The following is a 15,531-nucleotide window of genomic DNA, read 5'->3' as shown; positions in this document are numbered from 1 at the left end:
TGAGAGCCCTCTCATGCTCCGCTCAGGGGAAGCGGTAGCCCAGGCCGCGGACGGTGAGGATGCGTGCGGCCCCGATCTTGCCGCGGAGGTAGCCGATGTAGACGTCGACGACGTTGCTGCTCGTCTCGGCGCCGTCCCACACCCTCTCGATGAGCTGCTCGCGGGAGAGCACCTGACCCGGGTGCTCGACGAAGGCCCGCAGCAGGGTGAACTCACGCGCTGAGAGGGTCACCGGCTCACCGCCGACGGTCACCTCGCGGGTCACGATGTCGAGGACGAGGTCGTCGCGCTCGAGCCGGGTCGCCTCGGTCGTGGCCGGGCCGTGGTCACGCAGCCGCAGCTTGATGCGGGCCAGGAGCTCGGCGAAGGTGTAGGGCTTGGCGAGGTAGTCGTCGGCGCCGCCCTCGAGCCCGGCGACCTTGTCCTCCGCGGAGTCTCGGGCCGTGCACATGATGACGGGGACGTCGACGTCCATGCCCCTGATGAGCTTGAGCACGGTGAAGCCGTCCATCCGCGGCAGCCCCACGTCGAGCACGACGAGGTCGACCTCGCCACCGGTCGCGTGCTCGAGCGCCGCCATGCCGTCGACCGCGACGACGGTCTCGTAGCCCGCCTTGCGCAGGCCCTTGTCGATGAAGCGGGAGAGGTGCTCCTCGTCCTCGACGATCAGGATGCGGGCCACGGTGTCTCCTCCGAGGGCGGGGTGTGCCTTGGGACGGGCGAAGGGGGTGTGGCCAGGCTAGCGGCGGCCCTTCAGCCCGGGGCAGGCAGGACCATGGTGAAGGTGCTGCCGCGGCCGGGGGCCGAGTCCAGCTCGACCGTGCCGCCGTGCGCCCGTGCGATGGCCCGGACGATCGGCAGCCCCAGCCCGCTCCCCTCGACGCCCCGGTGCTCCTCGACCCGGGCGAAGCGCTCGAAGACGCGCTGCTGCTCCGCCTCGTCGATGCCGGTTCCCTCGTCGGTGACGGAGATCGCCAGCCGGCGACCGCTGCCCTCACCGCGCCAGCGGCTGGTCAGCGTGATCTGGGTGCCGGGCTCGGAGAACTTCACGGCGTTGGCGCACAGCTGCTGCACGGCCTGGACGACCCGGTCCCGGTCGAGCCGGACGAGACCGTCGACCGAGCCCCCGTCGACCCACTCCCTCTCGCCGAGCGCGCGGACGAGCGAGACGAGGTCCGCGTGGAGGGCCGCGACGTCGACCCGGTCGGTCCGGACGAAGTCGGGACGCTCCAGCCGGGCGAGGAGGAGGAGGTCGTCGACGATCCGGCTCATCCGGTCGACCTCGATGAGCTCGATCTGCCGGACCGCCTCGACGTCCTCGACGTCCTCGACGTCGAGGACCTCGAGGTTGCCCCGCATGATCGTCAGCGGCGTCCGCAGCTCGTGGGCGGTGTCGTCGAGGAAGCGTCGCTGCGCGAGGAAGGACCCCTCGAGCCGGTCCAGCATGCGGTTGAAGGAGCGCGCGAGCGAGGAGATCTCGGTCTGCTGGTCCGGGACCGCGACCCGGCGGGAGAGGTCGCGGTCGTCCACCTCCTCGGCGGCGGTGGCGAGGTCGGCGAGGGGGGCGAGCAGGCGCCGCACGGCGACGTAGAGGATGCCGCCGGCGAGGAGCAGGGTGATCAGGCTCGCCAGGGCGAAGCCCTGCATGAGCGAGGTGAGGCTGGCCAGCCGGCTGTCCCCGTCGATCGCGACGACGAGCGTGCCCTCGGTGCTGTCGCCCTGCACCGAGGTGATCGCCAGCCGCAAGGCCTGGGTGTCGGTCCGCACGGTGCGCAGGACGACCTCGCCGGGCCGACGCTCGGCGAGGACGACGTCGACGACGGCTTGCTGCGTGAGGTCGACGGTGCGGTCACCGCCGGAGACGAGGGTGGGCGTCTGGTCGTCACCGACGAAGGCCCCCATCGTCTCGTCTTCACCCGTGACGTTGTACCGCAGGAAGTCCTCGAGGAGGACGCCGACGTCACTGTAGGGGCGCCCGTCGGCGTTCGCCTGCTGCGAGCGTTGCCGCAGCTCCTCGACCTCCTGGAGGAGCTCGGCGTCGACCTGCTCGACGACGGCGGAGCGCTGCCAGGCGTACGCGACCGCGCCGGCGAGGACGAGGCTGAGGGCGAGGACGGCCGTGATGAGCGCGACGAGGCGCTGCCCGATCCCCAGCTGACGCTCGGCCATGTCAGCCGCCCTCCTCTCCTGCCCACGGACCCGCACGAACCTAGCGTGTCGCCGCCAGCCGCACGGTCTGCGACTGCCCGACCCGCTGGCGGACCCGCGCGATCCGGCGGACCGACGGGAGGCCCTCGAGGGGGAGTACTCGCGCGTCAGCCAGCGCGCTTACATCGAGACGGTCAGCCCTTCGGCGTGAGGACGTCGAGGCCGAGGAAGGGACGCAACGCCTCGGGGACCCGCACGGAGCCGTCGGCCTGCTGGTGGTTCTCGAGGATCGCGACGAGCCAGCGGGTGGTGGCGAGCGTGCCGTTGAGAGTCGCGGCGACGTGGGTCTTGCCGTCGGCATCCTTGAAGCGGGTGCCGAGCCTGCGCGCCTGGTAGGTGGTGCAGTTCGACGTCGAGGTGAGCTCGCGGTAGCGGCCTTGGGTCGGGACCCACGCCTCGCAGTCGTACTTGCGGGCGGCCGGGCCACCGAGGTCGCCCGCCGCCGTGTCGATGATGCGGTAGGGCAGCTCGACCTTCGCGAGCATCTCGCGCTCCCACGCGAGCAGCCGCTCGTGCTCCGCGGCCGCGTCCGCCGGGTCGCAGTAGACGAACATCTCGAGCTTGTTGAACTGGTGGACCCGGATGATGCCGCGGGTGTCCTTGCCATAGCTGCCCGCCTCGCGGCGGTAGCAGGTCGACCAGCCGGCGTAGCGGCGGGCGCCGCCGGCGAGGTCGAGGATCTCCCCCGCGTGGTACCCCGCGAGCGCCACCTCGGAGGTGCCGGTGAGGAAGAGGTCGTCGGCCGGGAGGTGGTAGACCTCCTCCTCGTGCGCGTCGATGAAGCCCGCACCGGCCATGACCTCCCGCGACACGAGGGTCGGCGTGATCATCAGCGTGAAGCCGGCCGCGGTCGCCTGCGCCACCGCCATGTTGAGCAGCGCGAGCTCGAGCTGCGCGCCGACCCCGGTAAGGAAGTAGAAGCGGCTGCCGGCGACCTTCGCCCCACGCTCCATGTCGATGGCGTCGAGGCTCTCGGCGAGCGCGAGGTGGTCCTTGGGCTCGAAGCCCTCGGCCGCGAAGTCACGGATCTGACCGACCGTCTCGCGGACGACGTAGTCGTCCTCGCCGCCGGTCGGGACGCCGGGCTCGATGACGTTGCCGACGGTGCGCAGCAGCCGGTCGAGCTCGGCCTGGGCCTCGCCCTGGGCAGCGTCGAGCTCCTTGACCCGCGAGGCGAGCGCGGCCCCCTTCGCCTTGAGCTCGTCGGCCTGCGCCTCGAGGGCGCTGACGTCCTCGCCGGCCTTCCTGCCCTTGGCGATCTGGCCCATGAGCGGACCGAGTCCCTTGCCGGAGGCCTTCTGCTCCGCGCGCACCGACTCGAAGTCGGCGATCGTCGAGCGTCGGCGCTCGTCGGCCGCGAGGATCGCGTCCACGACGGAGTCGTCCTCGCCCCGGGCACGCTGGCTGGCGCGCACGACGTCGGGCTGGTCACGCAGGAGCTTGATGTCGATCACGTGGCCGAGGATATCGACACGCGGTGCTGCTCGATCCAGGCCATGCTCCGGCGGGCAGCGACGCCGTGGACGACGACCGAGACGACGATGGTGAAGGCGACCGTCGACCACAGCCACCGCTGCTCGGGGAAGTTCGCCTGCCCGAGCGCGTACGCCAGGTAGTAGATCGAGCCGACCCCACGCACGCCGAAGAAGGCGACGACGCCGCGCTCGCGCCAGTCAAGGTCGCCGCACTCGTCATCGTGGCCGATGCCGACCCGCAGCGCGATCGCCGCGGACAGCGGGCGGATGACGAAGATCAGCGCCAGCCCCAGGGCGACGCCGCGCCAGTTGAGGTGGTCGAGCAGGCCGCGGGTGAGCTGGATGCCGATCATGAGGAGCACGAGCAGGACGAGGATTCGCTCGAGGCGCTCGACGACCGCATGCATGTGCTGGTGGTAGACGCTGCCCCGCTCCAGCGATCGCATGGTCATCGCGCACGCGAAGACCGCGAGGAAGCCGTAGCCACCGGCCAGCTCGGCCGCTCCATACGCGGAGAGGATGGCGGCCAGGGCCAGCAGGGGCTCGCCGTTCTCGGCCATCCGCAGCGACTGTGCGCGGGACTGGAAGGCGAGCCGCCCGAGCACCCAGCCGACGACCACCCCGGCGACGACACCAATGGCCACCTTGCCCACCAGCTCCCACGCGACCCAGCGCAGCGCCCACTGCGCCGGGTCCCCCTTCGAGGCGAGGAAGACCGCGGCGTAGACGAAGGGGAAGGCCAGCCCGTCGTTCAGACCCGCCTCGGAGGTGAGGGCGAAGCGCACCTCGTCGCCCTCGTCGAAGTGGTCGGGGTCACCGGGCCCTTTCGGCTCGTCCTCCTCGCCGGGGGCGGAGTCGACGGTCGGGCCCTCGACCTGGACGTCGCTCGCGAGGACCGGGTCGGTCGGTGCGAGCGCGGCCCCGAGCAGCAGCGCCGCGGCCGGCGCCACTCCCAGCGCCACCGCACCGACGAGGTAGACCCCGGCGATGGTCAGCGGCATCGCGATGAGCAGCAGCCGCCAGGTGGCGCTCCACCGCCGCCAGGTGCCGAGGCGACGCAGGCTGAGTGGGCGGTCCAGGGCCAGACCGACCCCCATGAGGGCGATGAGGACGGTCAGTTCGGCGACGTGCTCGATCGTGGGGCGGATGTCGACCGGGTCGAGGTTGGTGCCCTCGGGCATCGGCAGGAAGCCGACGAGGACGCCGACGAGCACGAGGACCATGGGCACGGACACCGACACCCGGTCGAGGGCGACCGGCAGGACCACCGCCACGAGGAGCGCGATACCGGCGACGAGGTAGACGGCGTCGGCGGGCATGACCGCGATCCTAAGCGTGCGGCGCTGCGGTAGCGTCCCGCACGTGTCTGGCTCCTGGCTCCTCCTGCTCGCGGTGCTGCTGTGCCTGCTGCTGCTCGCGGTGGTGCTGGCTCTCGTCGTGACCGACCCCGGTCCACGCGGTGGGCGGGGGCGCCGGGTGCGGCCGCCGCGCAGTGCCTTCCGGCGGGCGGCGAAGGGGGGTGAGCTGGCCCGACGGCAGCGGGCCGCGATCATCATCAACCCAACGAAGGTGCCCGACGTGGCCGTGGCTCGCGACGAGCTGGCTGCGGTGTGCGAGCGGCTCGAGTGGGACGAGCCGATCTTCTACGAGACGACCGTGGACGACCCGGGGACCGGCCAGGCGCGTCTCGCCGTGGACGAAGGGGTGGACCTCGTCTGTCCGCTCGGCGGCGACGGCACGATCCGGGCCGTCGCGGTGGCGCTGGCGGGCACCCGCATCCCCATGGGCATGCTGCCCCGCGGCACGGGCAACCTCCTCGCCCGCAACCTCGATGTCCCCTTCGGAGACGTCGAGGAGTCCTTCCGCGTCGCGTGCTCGGGCCGCAACCGGGCGATCGACGTCGCCTGGCTCGAGCTCGACCCGGTCGCCGAGGTCGAGGCGGACGACGAGGCTCAGGCCGAGAAGCCCGTGACAGGCCCGCCGGTCGAGCGCCACCCCTTCCTCGTCATGGCAGGCATGGGCTTCGACGCCGAGATCATGGGCGGCACGAGCGAGGAGCTCAAGAGCTCGGTGGGCTGGACCGCCTACGTCGTCACCGGGATGCGCAAGCTCTTTGTCAAGCGCTTCCAGGTCCGCTGGACCGTGGACGGGCAGGCGCAGAAGCAGGTCGCTGCGCGCACCATCGTCTTCGGCAACTGCGGGATCCTCACTGGGGGCATCGTGCTCATGCCGCAGGCCCAGCTCGACGACGGCCTGCTCGACTGCGTCGTCGTCTCGCCGAAGACGATCTTCGGCTGGGGCGCGCTCGCCGGCCGTGTGCTGAGTCGCTCGGAGAAGGACATGACCCAGCTCGTGCGCAGGACGGGGTCCGAGTTCACCGTCGAGGTCGACGACGCTCACCCCGTCCAGGTCGACGGCGACGTCATCGGCGAGGCGCACCGCCTGCGGGTGACGGTCGACAAGCAGGCCCTCATCGTCCGGGTGCGCTGACCCCTTCGCCCTCGCTCAGCCGTCGATGGCGAAGGAGCGGTCCTCCTCGGGCACGACGCCGTCCGGGTAGGTCTTGGCCAGCTCGTCGAGCGTCGGACGCTGCGGGTAGCGCACGTCGTCGGGGAGCAGGTCTGCGATCGCGGTCATGATCCGCTCGGTGTCACGCGCCTCGCTGCGGTACTTCAGCTCGATCGGCGGGCCGAAGGTCACGGTGACCGTGGGCGGGTTGAGGACCGAGAGCATGTGAGGCACCCTCGACGAGCGGGGCCAGACCTGCTCGGTCCCGGTGAAGGCGAAGGGGATGACCGGGGCCTTGGTCATCCGGGCCAGCCGGGCGGCACCAGGCTTGCCGCGGAGCTCGTGGGCGAAGAACGCCGGGCCGCGCGGGATCGTGCCCTCGGGGAGGATGCCGACGAGCTCGCCGCCGGCGATCGCGTTGGCGGCCAGCATGAGCGGGTCGAGGGCATCCCCCTTCGTCGTGTCGTCGGTGCCCTGCCGGTCGACGCGGATGCCGCCGAGCGCCTTCATCACCGGGCCCATGATCGGCACGTCGAAGATCTCCTTCTTGCCGAGGAAGCGCCCCGTGCGGCCCGAGCGGCGCATCGCGACGACCATCGCGGGGAAGTCGAAGTAGCTGCGGTGGTTGCCGACCAAGATCGCGCCACCCTCCTGCGGCACGTGCTCGAGCCCGTTGACCTCGAAGCGCGCGTACGGGAAGAGCTCGGGCCGGGCCAGCAGGAAGGCGATCTGCTGCACCTCGAGACCGAGGACGGGCACCTTGAGCACGCCGGGCGAGGTGTCGAAGCTGAGGATCGGCCAGCGCTTGGCCATCGCGGCCGCGAAGAGGCGCGGGTCGGGGTTGACCGCGCCCGGGTTGCCCACGGCCATGAGGAGGGGCAGGTCGTAGATCGAGTCGGAGTAGGCGTACGACTCTGACAGGTCGACGTCGTGGTCCTGGGCCCAGGCCCGGACCGCGCTCAGCTTGCCCGTGGACCACACGAAGGGGCCGTCGAGCGTCCCGGTGAAGCGACCCCCCTTCGCCCGGTACCGGGTCGCGACGACGTGGTCGATGCCCATCCGCTCGGCGAAGGGCCGGATGAGGTGCTCCGGCGTCGTCGTCGCGAGGACGACCTCGCGGCCGGCCCGGTGGTGCTCCTCGATGAGCATGCGGGCGAAGGGCTCGACGAGCTCGGAGAGCCGCTCCCCCGCGATCGCGGCCGCCTCGTCGAAGGCGTCGACGGCGCGCCCGCGAGCGACGAGGGAGGCCTGCCGGGCGAGGGCGATCGATCCGAGGGACTCGCCGAAGAGGTCGAAGTAACCGAAGATCGCCCGCTCGAAGGGCAGCCCGCTCTTGACCACCCCGGTCTCACGCATCGCCGCCGAGAGCGCCGGCCCGGAGGCCCGGCGCAGGAGGGTCCGGTCGAGGTCGAAGAAGGCTGCCGCACGCATGCGGGCCAACCTACTGGCCCTCCCTCGTCTCAGGCCGGGTAGGTGACCGACGTCTGGACCCGTGGGCGCACCGTGCGCTCGACCCCACGCCACCGGGCCAGCGCCAGGAGCGCGACCGTGGCGACGGCGATCGCACCCCACGAGGTGAGCGTGCTCACCGCGTCGCTCGACGTGTCGGTGCCGATGAAGCTGTCCGCGAGGTTGCCGAAGAGGATCGCGTAGCCGATGGCGAAGAGGTTGTTCACCGCGTGCAGCACGACGGCTGCCTCGAGGCCCCCGGTGCGCCAGGTGAGGATCACCATGCCGGTCGCCATGCCCATGAGGTCGAGGAAGACCCACGGGTCGAGCGAGCCGTGCGCGAGCGCGAAGAGGGAGGACGAGAGCAGGATCGCCGCGACGAGCGCGACCCACCGGTGCCGGAAGACCGCGCCCATCTGCTGCATGATCCACCCGCGGAAGAGGTACTCCTCGCCGGCGCTCTGCAGCGGGGTCGTGAGGAGCATGAGCACGAGCAGGAGCACCCAGTGCTCGGGGCGCTGACCCTCGCCGCCCGCACCGCCGCCGGCCGCCGTCGTGGGCATGAGCGCGCTCGCAGCGACGATGTAGGCACCCCACGCCGGCACGAGCAGCGCCGCGCACCACGCGGCCCAGCCCCAGCGGAAGCGCCCGACGACCGAGGAGACGAAGCCCGGCCGCACCTGGTAGATCAGCCACGTCGTGAGCCCGGCGAGCGGGATGAGGGTGGCGAGCATGAGGTTCTGCGTCCCGAAGATCCACGGGTCGTCCATGCGGAGGATCTCGGTCATGTCGCCGTTGAGGACGCTGTCGACATCCCCCGTGATGATCATCAGGCCGAGCATCATGACGACGCCGAAGCCGATCGCCAGCACCCCGAAACCCACGAGCACGGCGGGCACGGCGACGAGCGGACGCCACCAGGCGTTGCCCCGGCCCGTGAGCGCCATGTGGTACTCGGCGCCCTCCGCGAGCACCGGCTGCCGCGGCGGGGGCTGGTAGGGCGCGTACCCCTGCTGGGACGGCATCGGCTGGTACCGCTGCTGCTCGGGCGTCAGCACCGGGTACCCGGGAGAGATCTCGCTCATGGACCCAGTCTCGCCCGGGGGACGGGCGGGACGCATCCACCCCCGGTATCGACCCCCCTTCGCCCGGGGTATCGGGCCCGTCAACCCACCTAGGGTGGCCGGGTGACGATCCGCGTAGCCCTCGAGCACCGCACGACCTACCGATTCCCCGAGCCGGTGCGGGTCTACCCCCACACGGTCCGGCTGCGTCCGGCGCCGCACTCGCGCACGCCGATCGCCAGCTACAGCCTGCGGGTGCAGCCGGAGGGCCACTTCCTCAACTGGCAGCAGGACCCCTTCGGCAACTGGCTCGCGCGGTTCGTCTTCCCCGAGCCGGTCACCGAGCTCGACATCACCGTCGACCTCGTCGCCGACATGACCGTGATCAACCCCTTCGACTTCTTCGTCGAGGACTTCGCGAGCACCGTCCCCTTCGCCTACCCGCCGATGCTGCGCGACGACCTCGAGCCGTACCTTCGCCCGGTGGACGACGGGCCCGAGGGGTCGGGCCTGTCGGCCGAGACGACGGCGTGGGTCGAGCGGACGGTCGAGGGCATCGTCGGCGAAGGGGGTCTGACCAAGGGCCCGGGCGAAGGGGTGGCCGTCGTCGACTTCCTCGTCCGCCTCAACCAGGCGATCCGGGGCGACGTCGACTACTCGGTCCGGATGGAGCCGGGCGTCCAGACCCCCGCCGAGACCCTCGACCGGGCGATCGGCTCGTGCCGCGACTCCGCCTGGCTGCTCGTCGCCGCGCTGCGGCACGTCGGGCTCGCCGCCCGCTTCGTCTCCGGCTACCTCGTGCAGCTGACCGCCGACCAGTCGGCCGTGGGCGATCCCTCGCTGGACGGCCCGGCGGAGGACTTCACCGACCTCCACGCATGGGCCGAGGTCTTCGTCCCCGGCGCCGGCTGGGTCGGCCTCGACGCGACCTCCGGCCTGCTCGCCGGGGAGGGGCACATCCCCCTCTCGTGCACCCCGCACCCGTCGTCCTCAGCCCCGATCTCGGGAGCCACCGGCCCCACCGAGGTCGACTTCTCCTTCTCCAACACCGTCACCCGCATCGCCGAGGACCCTCGTGTCACCAAGCCCTACACCGACGAGCAGTGGAGCCGGATCACGGCGCTCGGCTCAGCCGTCGACGGACTCCTGGCGAAGGGGGACGTGCGGCTGACGATGGGCGGCGAGCCGACCTTCGTCGCTGCCGGGGGGACCGACGACCCGCAGTGGCACACCGCCGCCGACGGTGACGAGAAGCGTCGGCTCGCGATGCAGCTCGCGCAGCGGCTCGTGCGCCCCGGCATGCTCCGCCGGCACGGCCAGGGCAAGTGGTACCCGGGCGAGCCGCTCCCCCGGTGGGCGATCTCCCTGAGCGAGCGGCTCGACGGGGAACCGCTGTGGCGCGACCCCGCTCTCCTCGACGATCCCTGGGGCACGGAACGCCTCCGCTCGGGCAGCCCCGAGTCCGCCGCTGCCGCACGGGATCTGGCCGTCGGTATCGCCCGACGTCTGGGCATCGCCCCGGACCACCTCGTCGCCGCGCACGAGGACCCCCTGCTCGCGCTCGCCGCCGAGGCCTCGCAACCCGAGGGTGAAGGGCGGACCGAGGCAGACCTCGCCCCCGACGACGACGCCCTGCAGACCCCGCAGAGCCGCAAGCGCCTCGTCGCCGGCATCGACGAGGCCGGGCTCGGCGACCGGGTCGCGACCCCCGCCGCCTGGGTGCTCCCCGTCTTCGTCACCCCCGACGGGGACGGCTGGGGCACGACGACATGGCGCACCCGCCGCGGCCACCTCATGCTCGTCCCCGGCGACTCCCCCGCCGGTCTGCGGCTGCCCCTGGGCTCCGTCGCGTGGGGCGAGGGACCCTCGGTGCCCGAGCGGTCCCCCTTCGCCGAGCGCGGGCAGCTACCCGCCGCCGATGCGTCCGCGCTGGTGGAGGTCGACGCTGCCCCGGCCGCGGTCCTCGACGTCGAGGACGCCCCCCGGACGGCGATGGCGGTCGAGCACCGCGACGGGCACCTCTTCGTCTTCCTCCCGCCGGTGGAGGAGATGGAGCGCGCCGTCGAGCTCGTCGCCGCGGTCGAGGCGGCCGCTGCCGAGGTCGGTCAGCCCGTGGTCCTCGAGGGCTACGGGCTGCCGGACGACGCCCGGGTGCGGACGATGTCGGTCACCCCTGACCCCGGCGTCATCGAGGTCAACGTCGCCCCGACCTCGACGTGGGGGGAGCTCGTCGAGCAGACCGAGTCGCTCTACGAGCACGCCCGCCAGATCCGGCTCTCGACGGAGAAGTTCGACCTCGACGGCTCGCACACCGGCACCGGTGGCGGCAACCACCTCACGCTCGGCGGGCCGCGCCCGGTCGACTCCCCGCTGCTGCGCCGGCCCGACCTGCTGCGCTCGCTCATCACCTACTGGCAGCACCACCCGTCCCTGAGCTATCTCTTCTCCGGTCGCTACATCGGCCCGACGAGCCAGGCCCCGCGCGTCGACGAGGGCCGGGCCGAGAACCTCTACGAGCTCGAGATCGCCTTCGCCCAGATGGACCACGTGCTCGCGATGGAGCACGACCCGCAGGACGTCGAGGAGCCGCTCGACGAGGAGCGCTACGTCAGGAGGGGCACCCGGCCCTGGCTCGTCGACCGGCTGCTGCGCCACCTGCTCACCGACATCACCGGCAACACCCATCGCGCGGAGTTCTGCATCGACAAGCTCTTCGCGCCCGGCTCCGAGCGGGGCCGGCTCGGGCTGCTCGAGATGCGCGGCTTCGAGATGCCTCCGCACCCGCGGATGGCGCTGCTCCAGGCGCTGCTCGTGCGGGCCCTCGTCGCCCGCTTCTGGGATCAGCCCTACTCCGGTCCCCTCGTCCACTGGGGCACGCGGCTGCACGACCGCTTCCTCCTGCCCGGCTTCGTCGCGACCGACCTGCGTGACGTCATCGAGGACACGAACCGTTACCTCACCTCGGTCGGGGCGCCGCTGCTCGACCCGGCGTGGTTCGACCCCTTCCTCGAGTTCCGCTTCCCGCGGCTCGGTGACGTCGAGGTCGACGGGGTGGCTCTGGAGCTGCGCGCGGCCGTCGAACCGTGGCACGTCCTCGGCGAGGAGGTCACCCAGACCGGGACAGCACGGTACGTCGACTCCTCGGTCGAGAAGGTCCAGGTCCGCGCGACCGGGCTCGTCGAGGGACGTCACCTCGTGACGTGCAACGGGGTCCCGGTACCGATGGTGCCCGTCGCCGAGCAGGGGTGGGGCGGTCCGGTCGGAGCGTCCGGGGCGGGCGGAGCCTTCGTCGGCGGGGTGCGCTACCGGGCCTGGGCGCCCCCCTCGGCGCTGCACCCGACGATCGGCGTGCACGCCCCGCTCGTCTTCGACCTCGTCGACCGGTGGAACAGCCGCTCGCTCGGCGGCTTCACGTACCACGTGACGCACCCCGGTGGCGTCGCGCACGAGTCGTTCCCGGTGAACGCGGCGGCCGCGGAGTCGAGGCGCAACGCCCGTTTCGTCGTCGGCGGACACACGCCAGGACCGGTCGATCTCGACGCGATCCCCTCGCTCACGTCCGCGATGTCGCCGGCGGTCACGGACTATCCGTGCACGGTCGACCTGCGCCGCTTCCCCGGCGTCGACCGGGTCGCGACGGCACCAGACGAGTTCGCCGGGCCGCCGGCGGAGATCGACCCGTCGGCGAGGCCGGACGCCCCGCCGCTGCCGGGGGAGCCGATCATGGAGACGGCGGCCGAGGGCGCCTTCGGCCGCGCCGACGTCTCCGAGTCTGTCGATGTCGACGCACCGGTGGGCGGCACCGCATGAGCGCGGGGGCCGAGACCTTCGCGATCATCGCGCGGGACTGACGTCGCAGCCCTGCTCCTCACGGTCGGCTCAGCCCGCGATCCCTGGACACTCCTTTGACGCAGTGACCTCGCCGGAGAATGCTGTCACCATGCGAGTCCTCGTCTCGGGCGCCACCGGCTTCGTCGGTCGCCGCCTCGTCCCCGCCCTTGTCGACGCCGGCCACGACGTGCTGGCGATGACCCGCAGGCCCGAGCGCTACGAGGGGCCCGGCACCCCGGTGGAGGGCGACGTCACGAACCCCTCGTCGCTCGAGACCGCGATGGCGGGCGCCGAGATCGCCTACTACCTGGTCCACTCCCTCGACGAGGACGACTTCGAGGAGACCGAGGCGCGATCGGCGCGAGCCTTCGGAGAGGCGGCCGCCGCAGCCGGGGTGCGGCAGATCATCTTCCTCGGTGGGCTCGGCCCGGAGGATGCCGACAAGCTGTCCGTCCACCTGCGCTCGCGGCGGGCGGTCGAGTCGCTGCTCGGCGAAGGGGGCGTGCCCGTGACCGTCCTGCGCGCCGCCGTGGTCGTCGGTGACGGCGGCATCTCGTGGGAGATCACCCGCCAGCTGGTCGAGAACCTGCCCGCCATGGTCGTGCCGCAGTGGGCGAGCACCAAGACCCAACCGATCGCGCTCGACGACGTCGTGCGCTACCTCGTCGGGGTCGCCGGCAACGAGCAGGCCTCGGGGAAGGTCTTCGAGATCGGCGGTCCCGAGGCGCTCACCTACGTCGACATGCTCCAGATCGCCTCGGAGGTCATCCACGGCCGACGGATCCCGCTCGCCCCCGTCCCCGTGCTGACGCCCGGTCTGTCGTCCCGCTGGCTCGCCTTCGTCACCGACGTCGACGCGACGACGGGCCGCAACCTCATCGACTCCATGGACGTCGAGGTGATCGTCACCGACGACACCGTTCGCGAGGTCGTCCCGTTCGAGCCGCTGAGCTACCGGGATGCGGTCGAGAGGGCGATGGCCGAGCGCGCGCGCTGAGTCGCCGAGCGGCGGGTCAGACCCCCTCGACGGCCCGCCTGACCCGCTCGAGGGTGCGGACCATCCCGGACTCCATCTCGGCCTCGAAGGGGGCGACCCCTCCGAGCACCCTGTCCTGGAGCATGAGCGAGACGGCAGTCATCCCGCCGCTCGCGTCGCGGCGGTGGGTCAGTCTGGTGCCGCTCGCGGTCGGCTCGAGCTCGAAGCTCCAGACGGCCGCGTTGTCCTTGACCCGGTAGGCGTAGCGTCGGCCGGGCTCGAACTCGACGACCTTCGCCCTCGTCGGCCACACGAGCGGCCCACGCCGGTTGATGTTGAGGGTGCGCGTCCCCCGCGCGACGGGGGCGTTGCCGCGAACGATGGTCCGGACCACCTGGTCGGAGAAGCCGCCCATCACGCGCGGGTCGGAGACGACCGCCCACACCCGCTCCGGCGGGGCAGCGATGTCGACGGCGGCCTCGAGCAGGGGTGCGTGGGTCTGGGTCATGCGCTCGACCCTAGCCGCCCTCCCTCGCGCTCCTGCTCTTCGGCATGCCTGCCTCCTTACTCTCGGTCCTGGTCGTTGCGGTCCAGGTCGCGGGTGGCCGGGCCCTCGAGGACCCGACCGTCGGCGTCGAAGCGGGAGCCGTGGAGCGGGCAGTCCCACGAGGACTCCGCGTCGTTCCACTCGAGGATCCCGCCGAGGTGGGTGCAGACCCGGCTCACCGGGCAGTCTCGACGCTCCCCCTTCGCCCGGGCCGTCAGCTCCCCGGCCCAGCCGGCGACCAGGCCGGCTCCGACGGCGGCGTTCGTCGCGACACCGGAGGTGATGTCGCGCGGCGTGGGCAGGCCGCCCCGGAGGGTCGTCGCCCAGTCGCTCGGCACCCCGCGGAGGATGTCCGCGCTGAGGGTGAGTGCGGCGGCGACGGCGTTGGTCATGCCCCACTTGTCGTAGCCCGTCGCGACGTGCACCCGACCCTGGCTGCGGGGCATCGGTCCGACGACGGGGACGCGACCGGCGGGGCGGTAGTCCTGAGCGGACCAGCTGTGCGTGAGGTGCAGACCGGGGAAGTGCTCGTGCGCCCACTCCACGAGCCCGTCGACCTGAGCCCGCTCGGAGCGGACCCGACCGACGACGTGGTCGTTGCCGCCGACGAGGAGCATCGTCCCGGTCTCGGTGGTCGCCGTCCGCAGCGAGCGGGCCGGGTCGTCCGTCGAGAGGTACATCCCCTGCGGCACCGGCAGGCTCGCCTCGAAGGCTGTCGCGTACGAGCGGTGCGCCTCGAGCCGTGCAAAGTGCAGGCCGCGGTCGAGCACGGGCGTACCCGTGGCGAGGACGACCTGCTGCGCGCGGATCTCGCCGACGGTGGTCTGAGCGACGCACGGCTCCCCGGTCTCGACGCCGGTGAGACGCACGCCGTCGACGACCCGGCCGCCGTTGCGCTCGAGCTCACGCAGCAGCGTCTCGAGGACCCGGGTGGGGTGGATCTGCGCCTGGTCGGCCAGACGGATGGCCCGAGCGGGGAAGGGGAGCTCCGTCTCGGTCGTCGCGAGGACCGGCAGTCCCGCCTCCTGCGCGACGCCCAGCTCGTCGGCGAGGACGTCCCGTCCGCGTGGTGTCGTCGCGTAGGTCCAGGCGATCCGGGTGTCGTAGGCGACGTCGCGCTCGTCGAGGAGACGGAGCAACCAGGCCTGGCCCTCCCGGTTGGCCTCGACGTAGGCCCGCACGACGTCGGCGGAGTGGTGCCGCCGCATCTGCGAGAGCACCGTGCCCTGGAGCAGGGAGAGCTTGGCAGTCGTGTTGCCCGTCGCGACCGCGCCGACGTGCCGCGCCTCGACGACCGTGACGTCCTGGCCCGCCCGCGCGAGGAGCACCGCCGTGGCCAGCCCGGTGAGCCCGGCACCGACGACGAGGGTGTCGACGGAGCCGGGGAGCCCCGCCGGGGTCGGGGTCGGCAGGCAGGTGTCGAGCCACAGGGAGGTCATGCCTCGACCGTAGCCCGATCACACCCCTCGCGGC

11 protein-coding genes are annotated in these 15,531 nt (G+C 72.3%); 3 read left to right on the top strand and 8 right to left on the bottom strand.

Annotated elements, in window-relative coordinates; all coding sequences use genetic code 11:
* Positions 1 to 22: 22 nt before the first annotated feature.
* The 4 genes from JNO54_RS03350 to JNO54_RS03335 all read right to left on the bottom strand — a co-directional run bounded on the left by JNO54_RS03350 (position 23) and on the right by JNO54_RS03335 (position 5,002).
* Positions 23 to 682, bottom strand: a complete 660-nt coding sequence (locus JNO54_RS03350) for a response regulator transcription factor (RefSeq protein WP_204142618.1) — start codon at positions 680 to 682, stop codon at positions 23 to 25.
* A 71-nt stretch (positions 683 to 753) separates the two neighbouring features.
* A complete protein-coding gene (locus tag JNO54_RS03345) occupies positions 754 to 2,169 on the bottom strand; it encodes a sensor histidine kinase (RefSeq protein WP_204142617.1) in 1,416 nt (471 codons plus the stop codon).
* Positions 2,170 to 2,342: 173 nt separating this feature from the next.
* Entirely contained in the window at positions 2,343 to 3,662 is a 1,320-nt protein-coding gene (gene serS, locus JNO54_RS03340; protein ID WP_204142616.1) for a serine--tRNA ligase, read from the bottom strand.
* A complete protein-coding gene (locus tag JNO54_RS03335) occupies positions 3,659 to 5,002 on the bottom strand; it encodes a cation:proton antiporter domain-containing protein (RefSeq protein WP_204142615.1) in 1,344 nt (447 codons plus the stop codon). The genes serS and JNO54_RS03335 overlap by 4 nt, the downstream gene beginning before the upstream one ends.
* A gap of 43 nt (positions 5,003 to 5,045) precedes the next feature.
* On the opposite strand from JNO54_RS03335, the gene JNO54_RS03330 reads away from it, so the two are divergent.
* Complete coding sequence (locus tag JNO54_RS03330) at positions 5,046 to 6,173, top strand: diacylglycerol/lipid kinase family protein (protein WP_204142614.1); 1,128 nt, start codon at positions 5,046 to 5,048, stop codon at positions 6,171 to 6,173.
* A gap of 15 nt (positions 6,174 to 6,188) precedes the next feature.
* On the opposite strand, the gene JNO54_RS03325 is transcribed toward JNO54_RS03330, so the two are convergent.
* Both JNO54_RS03325 and JNO54_RS03320 read right to left on the bottom strand, forming a co-directional pair.
* Positions 6,189 to 7,622 (bottom strand): HAD-IB family hydrolase, encoded by a 1,434-nt coding sequence (locus tag JNO54_RS03325; protein WP_204142613.1) that lies wholly within the window; start codon positions 7,620 to 7,622, stop codon positions 6,189 to 6,191.
* Positions 7,623 to 7,651: 29 nt separating this feature from the next.
* The gene (locus JNO54_RS03320) at positions 7,652 to 8,725 is read right to left on the bottom strand and encodes a CPBP family intramembrane glutamic endopeptidase (protein WP_204142612.1); all 1,074 of its coding nucleotides are present in this window, start codon (positions 8,723 to 8,725) and stop codon (positions 7,652 to 7,654) included.
* Between the two features lie 102 nt (positions 8,726 to 8,827).
* On the opposite strand from JNO54_RS03320, the gene JNO54_RS03315 reads away from it, so the two are divergent.
* Positions 8,828 to 12,514 (top strand): transglutaminase family protein, encoded by a 3,687-nt coding sequence (locus JNO54_RS03315; RefSeq protein WP_204142611.1) that lies wholly within the window; start codon positions 8,828 to 8,830, stop codon positions 12,512 to 12,514.
* Positions 12,515 to 12,644: 130 nt separating this feature from the next.
* A complete protein-coding gene (locus JNO54_RS03310) occupies positions 12,645 to 13,532 on the top strand; it encodes an NAD(P)H-binding protein (protein ID WP_204142610.1) in 888 nt (295 codons plus the stop codon).
* Between the two features lie 16 nt (positions 13,533 to 13,548).
* Here JNO54_RS03310 and JNO54_RS03305 read toward each other — a convergent pair whose 3' ends face one another.
* Both JNO54_RS03305 and JNO54_RS03300 read right to left on the bottom strand, forming a co-directional pair.
* Complete coding sequence (locus JNO54_RS03305; protein WP_204142609.1) at positions 13,549 to 14,019, bottom strand: SRPBCC family protein; 471 nt, start codon at positions 14,017 to 14,019, stop codon at positions 13,549 to 13,551.
* A 56-nt stretch (positions 14,020 to 14,075) separates the two neighbouring features.
* Positions 14,076 to 15,497, bottom strand: coding sequence for an FAD-dependent oxidoreductase (locus JNO54_RS03300; RefSeq protein WP_204142608.1), 1,422 nt, complete (start codon positions 15,495 to 15,497; stop codon positions 14,076 to 14,078).
* Between the last annotated feature and the right edge of the window lie 34 nt (positions 15,498 to 15,531).

The organism is Janibacter endophyticus (assembly GCF_016888335.1).
GTDB lineage: Bacteria > Actinomycetota > Actinomycetes > Actinomycetales > Dermatophilaceae > Marihabitans > Marihabitans endophyticum.
This window is presented reverse-complemented; position numbering and strand designations above follow the sequence as displayed.

Bases quoted from the DNA above. Each gene is read 5' to 3' on its own strand.
- JNO54_RS03335 (WP_204142615.1), bottom strand. From the start codon at position 5,002: ATGCCCGCCGACGCCGTCTACCTCGTCGCCGGTATCGCGCTCCTCGTG.
- JNO54_RS03300 (WP_204142608.1), bottom strand. From the start codon at position 15,497: ATGACCTCCCTGTGGCTCGACACCTGCCTGCCGACCCCGACCCCGGCG.
- JNO54_RS03320 (WP_204142612.1), bottom strand. From the start codon at position 8,725: ATGAGCGAGATCTCTCCCGGGTACCCGGTGCTGACGCCCGAGCAGCAG.
- JNO54_RS03345 (WP_204142617.1), bottom strand. From the start codon at position 2,169: ATGGCCGAGCGTCAGCTGGGGATCGGGCAGCGCCTCGTCGCGCTCATC.
- JNO54_RS03325 (WP_204142613.1), bottom strand. From the start codon at position 7,622: ATGCGTGCGGCAGCCTTCTTCGACCTCGACCGGACCCTCCTGCGCCGG.
- JNO54_RS03310 (WP_204142610.1), top strand. From the start codon at position 12,645: ATGCGAGTCCTCGTCTCGGGCGCCACCGGCTTCGTCGGTCGCCGCCTC.
- JNO54_RS03305 (WP_204142609.1), bottom strand. From the start codon at position 14,019: ATGACCCAGACCCACGCACCCCTGCTCGAGGCCGCCGTCGACATCGCT.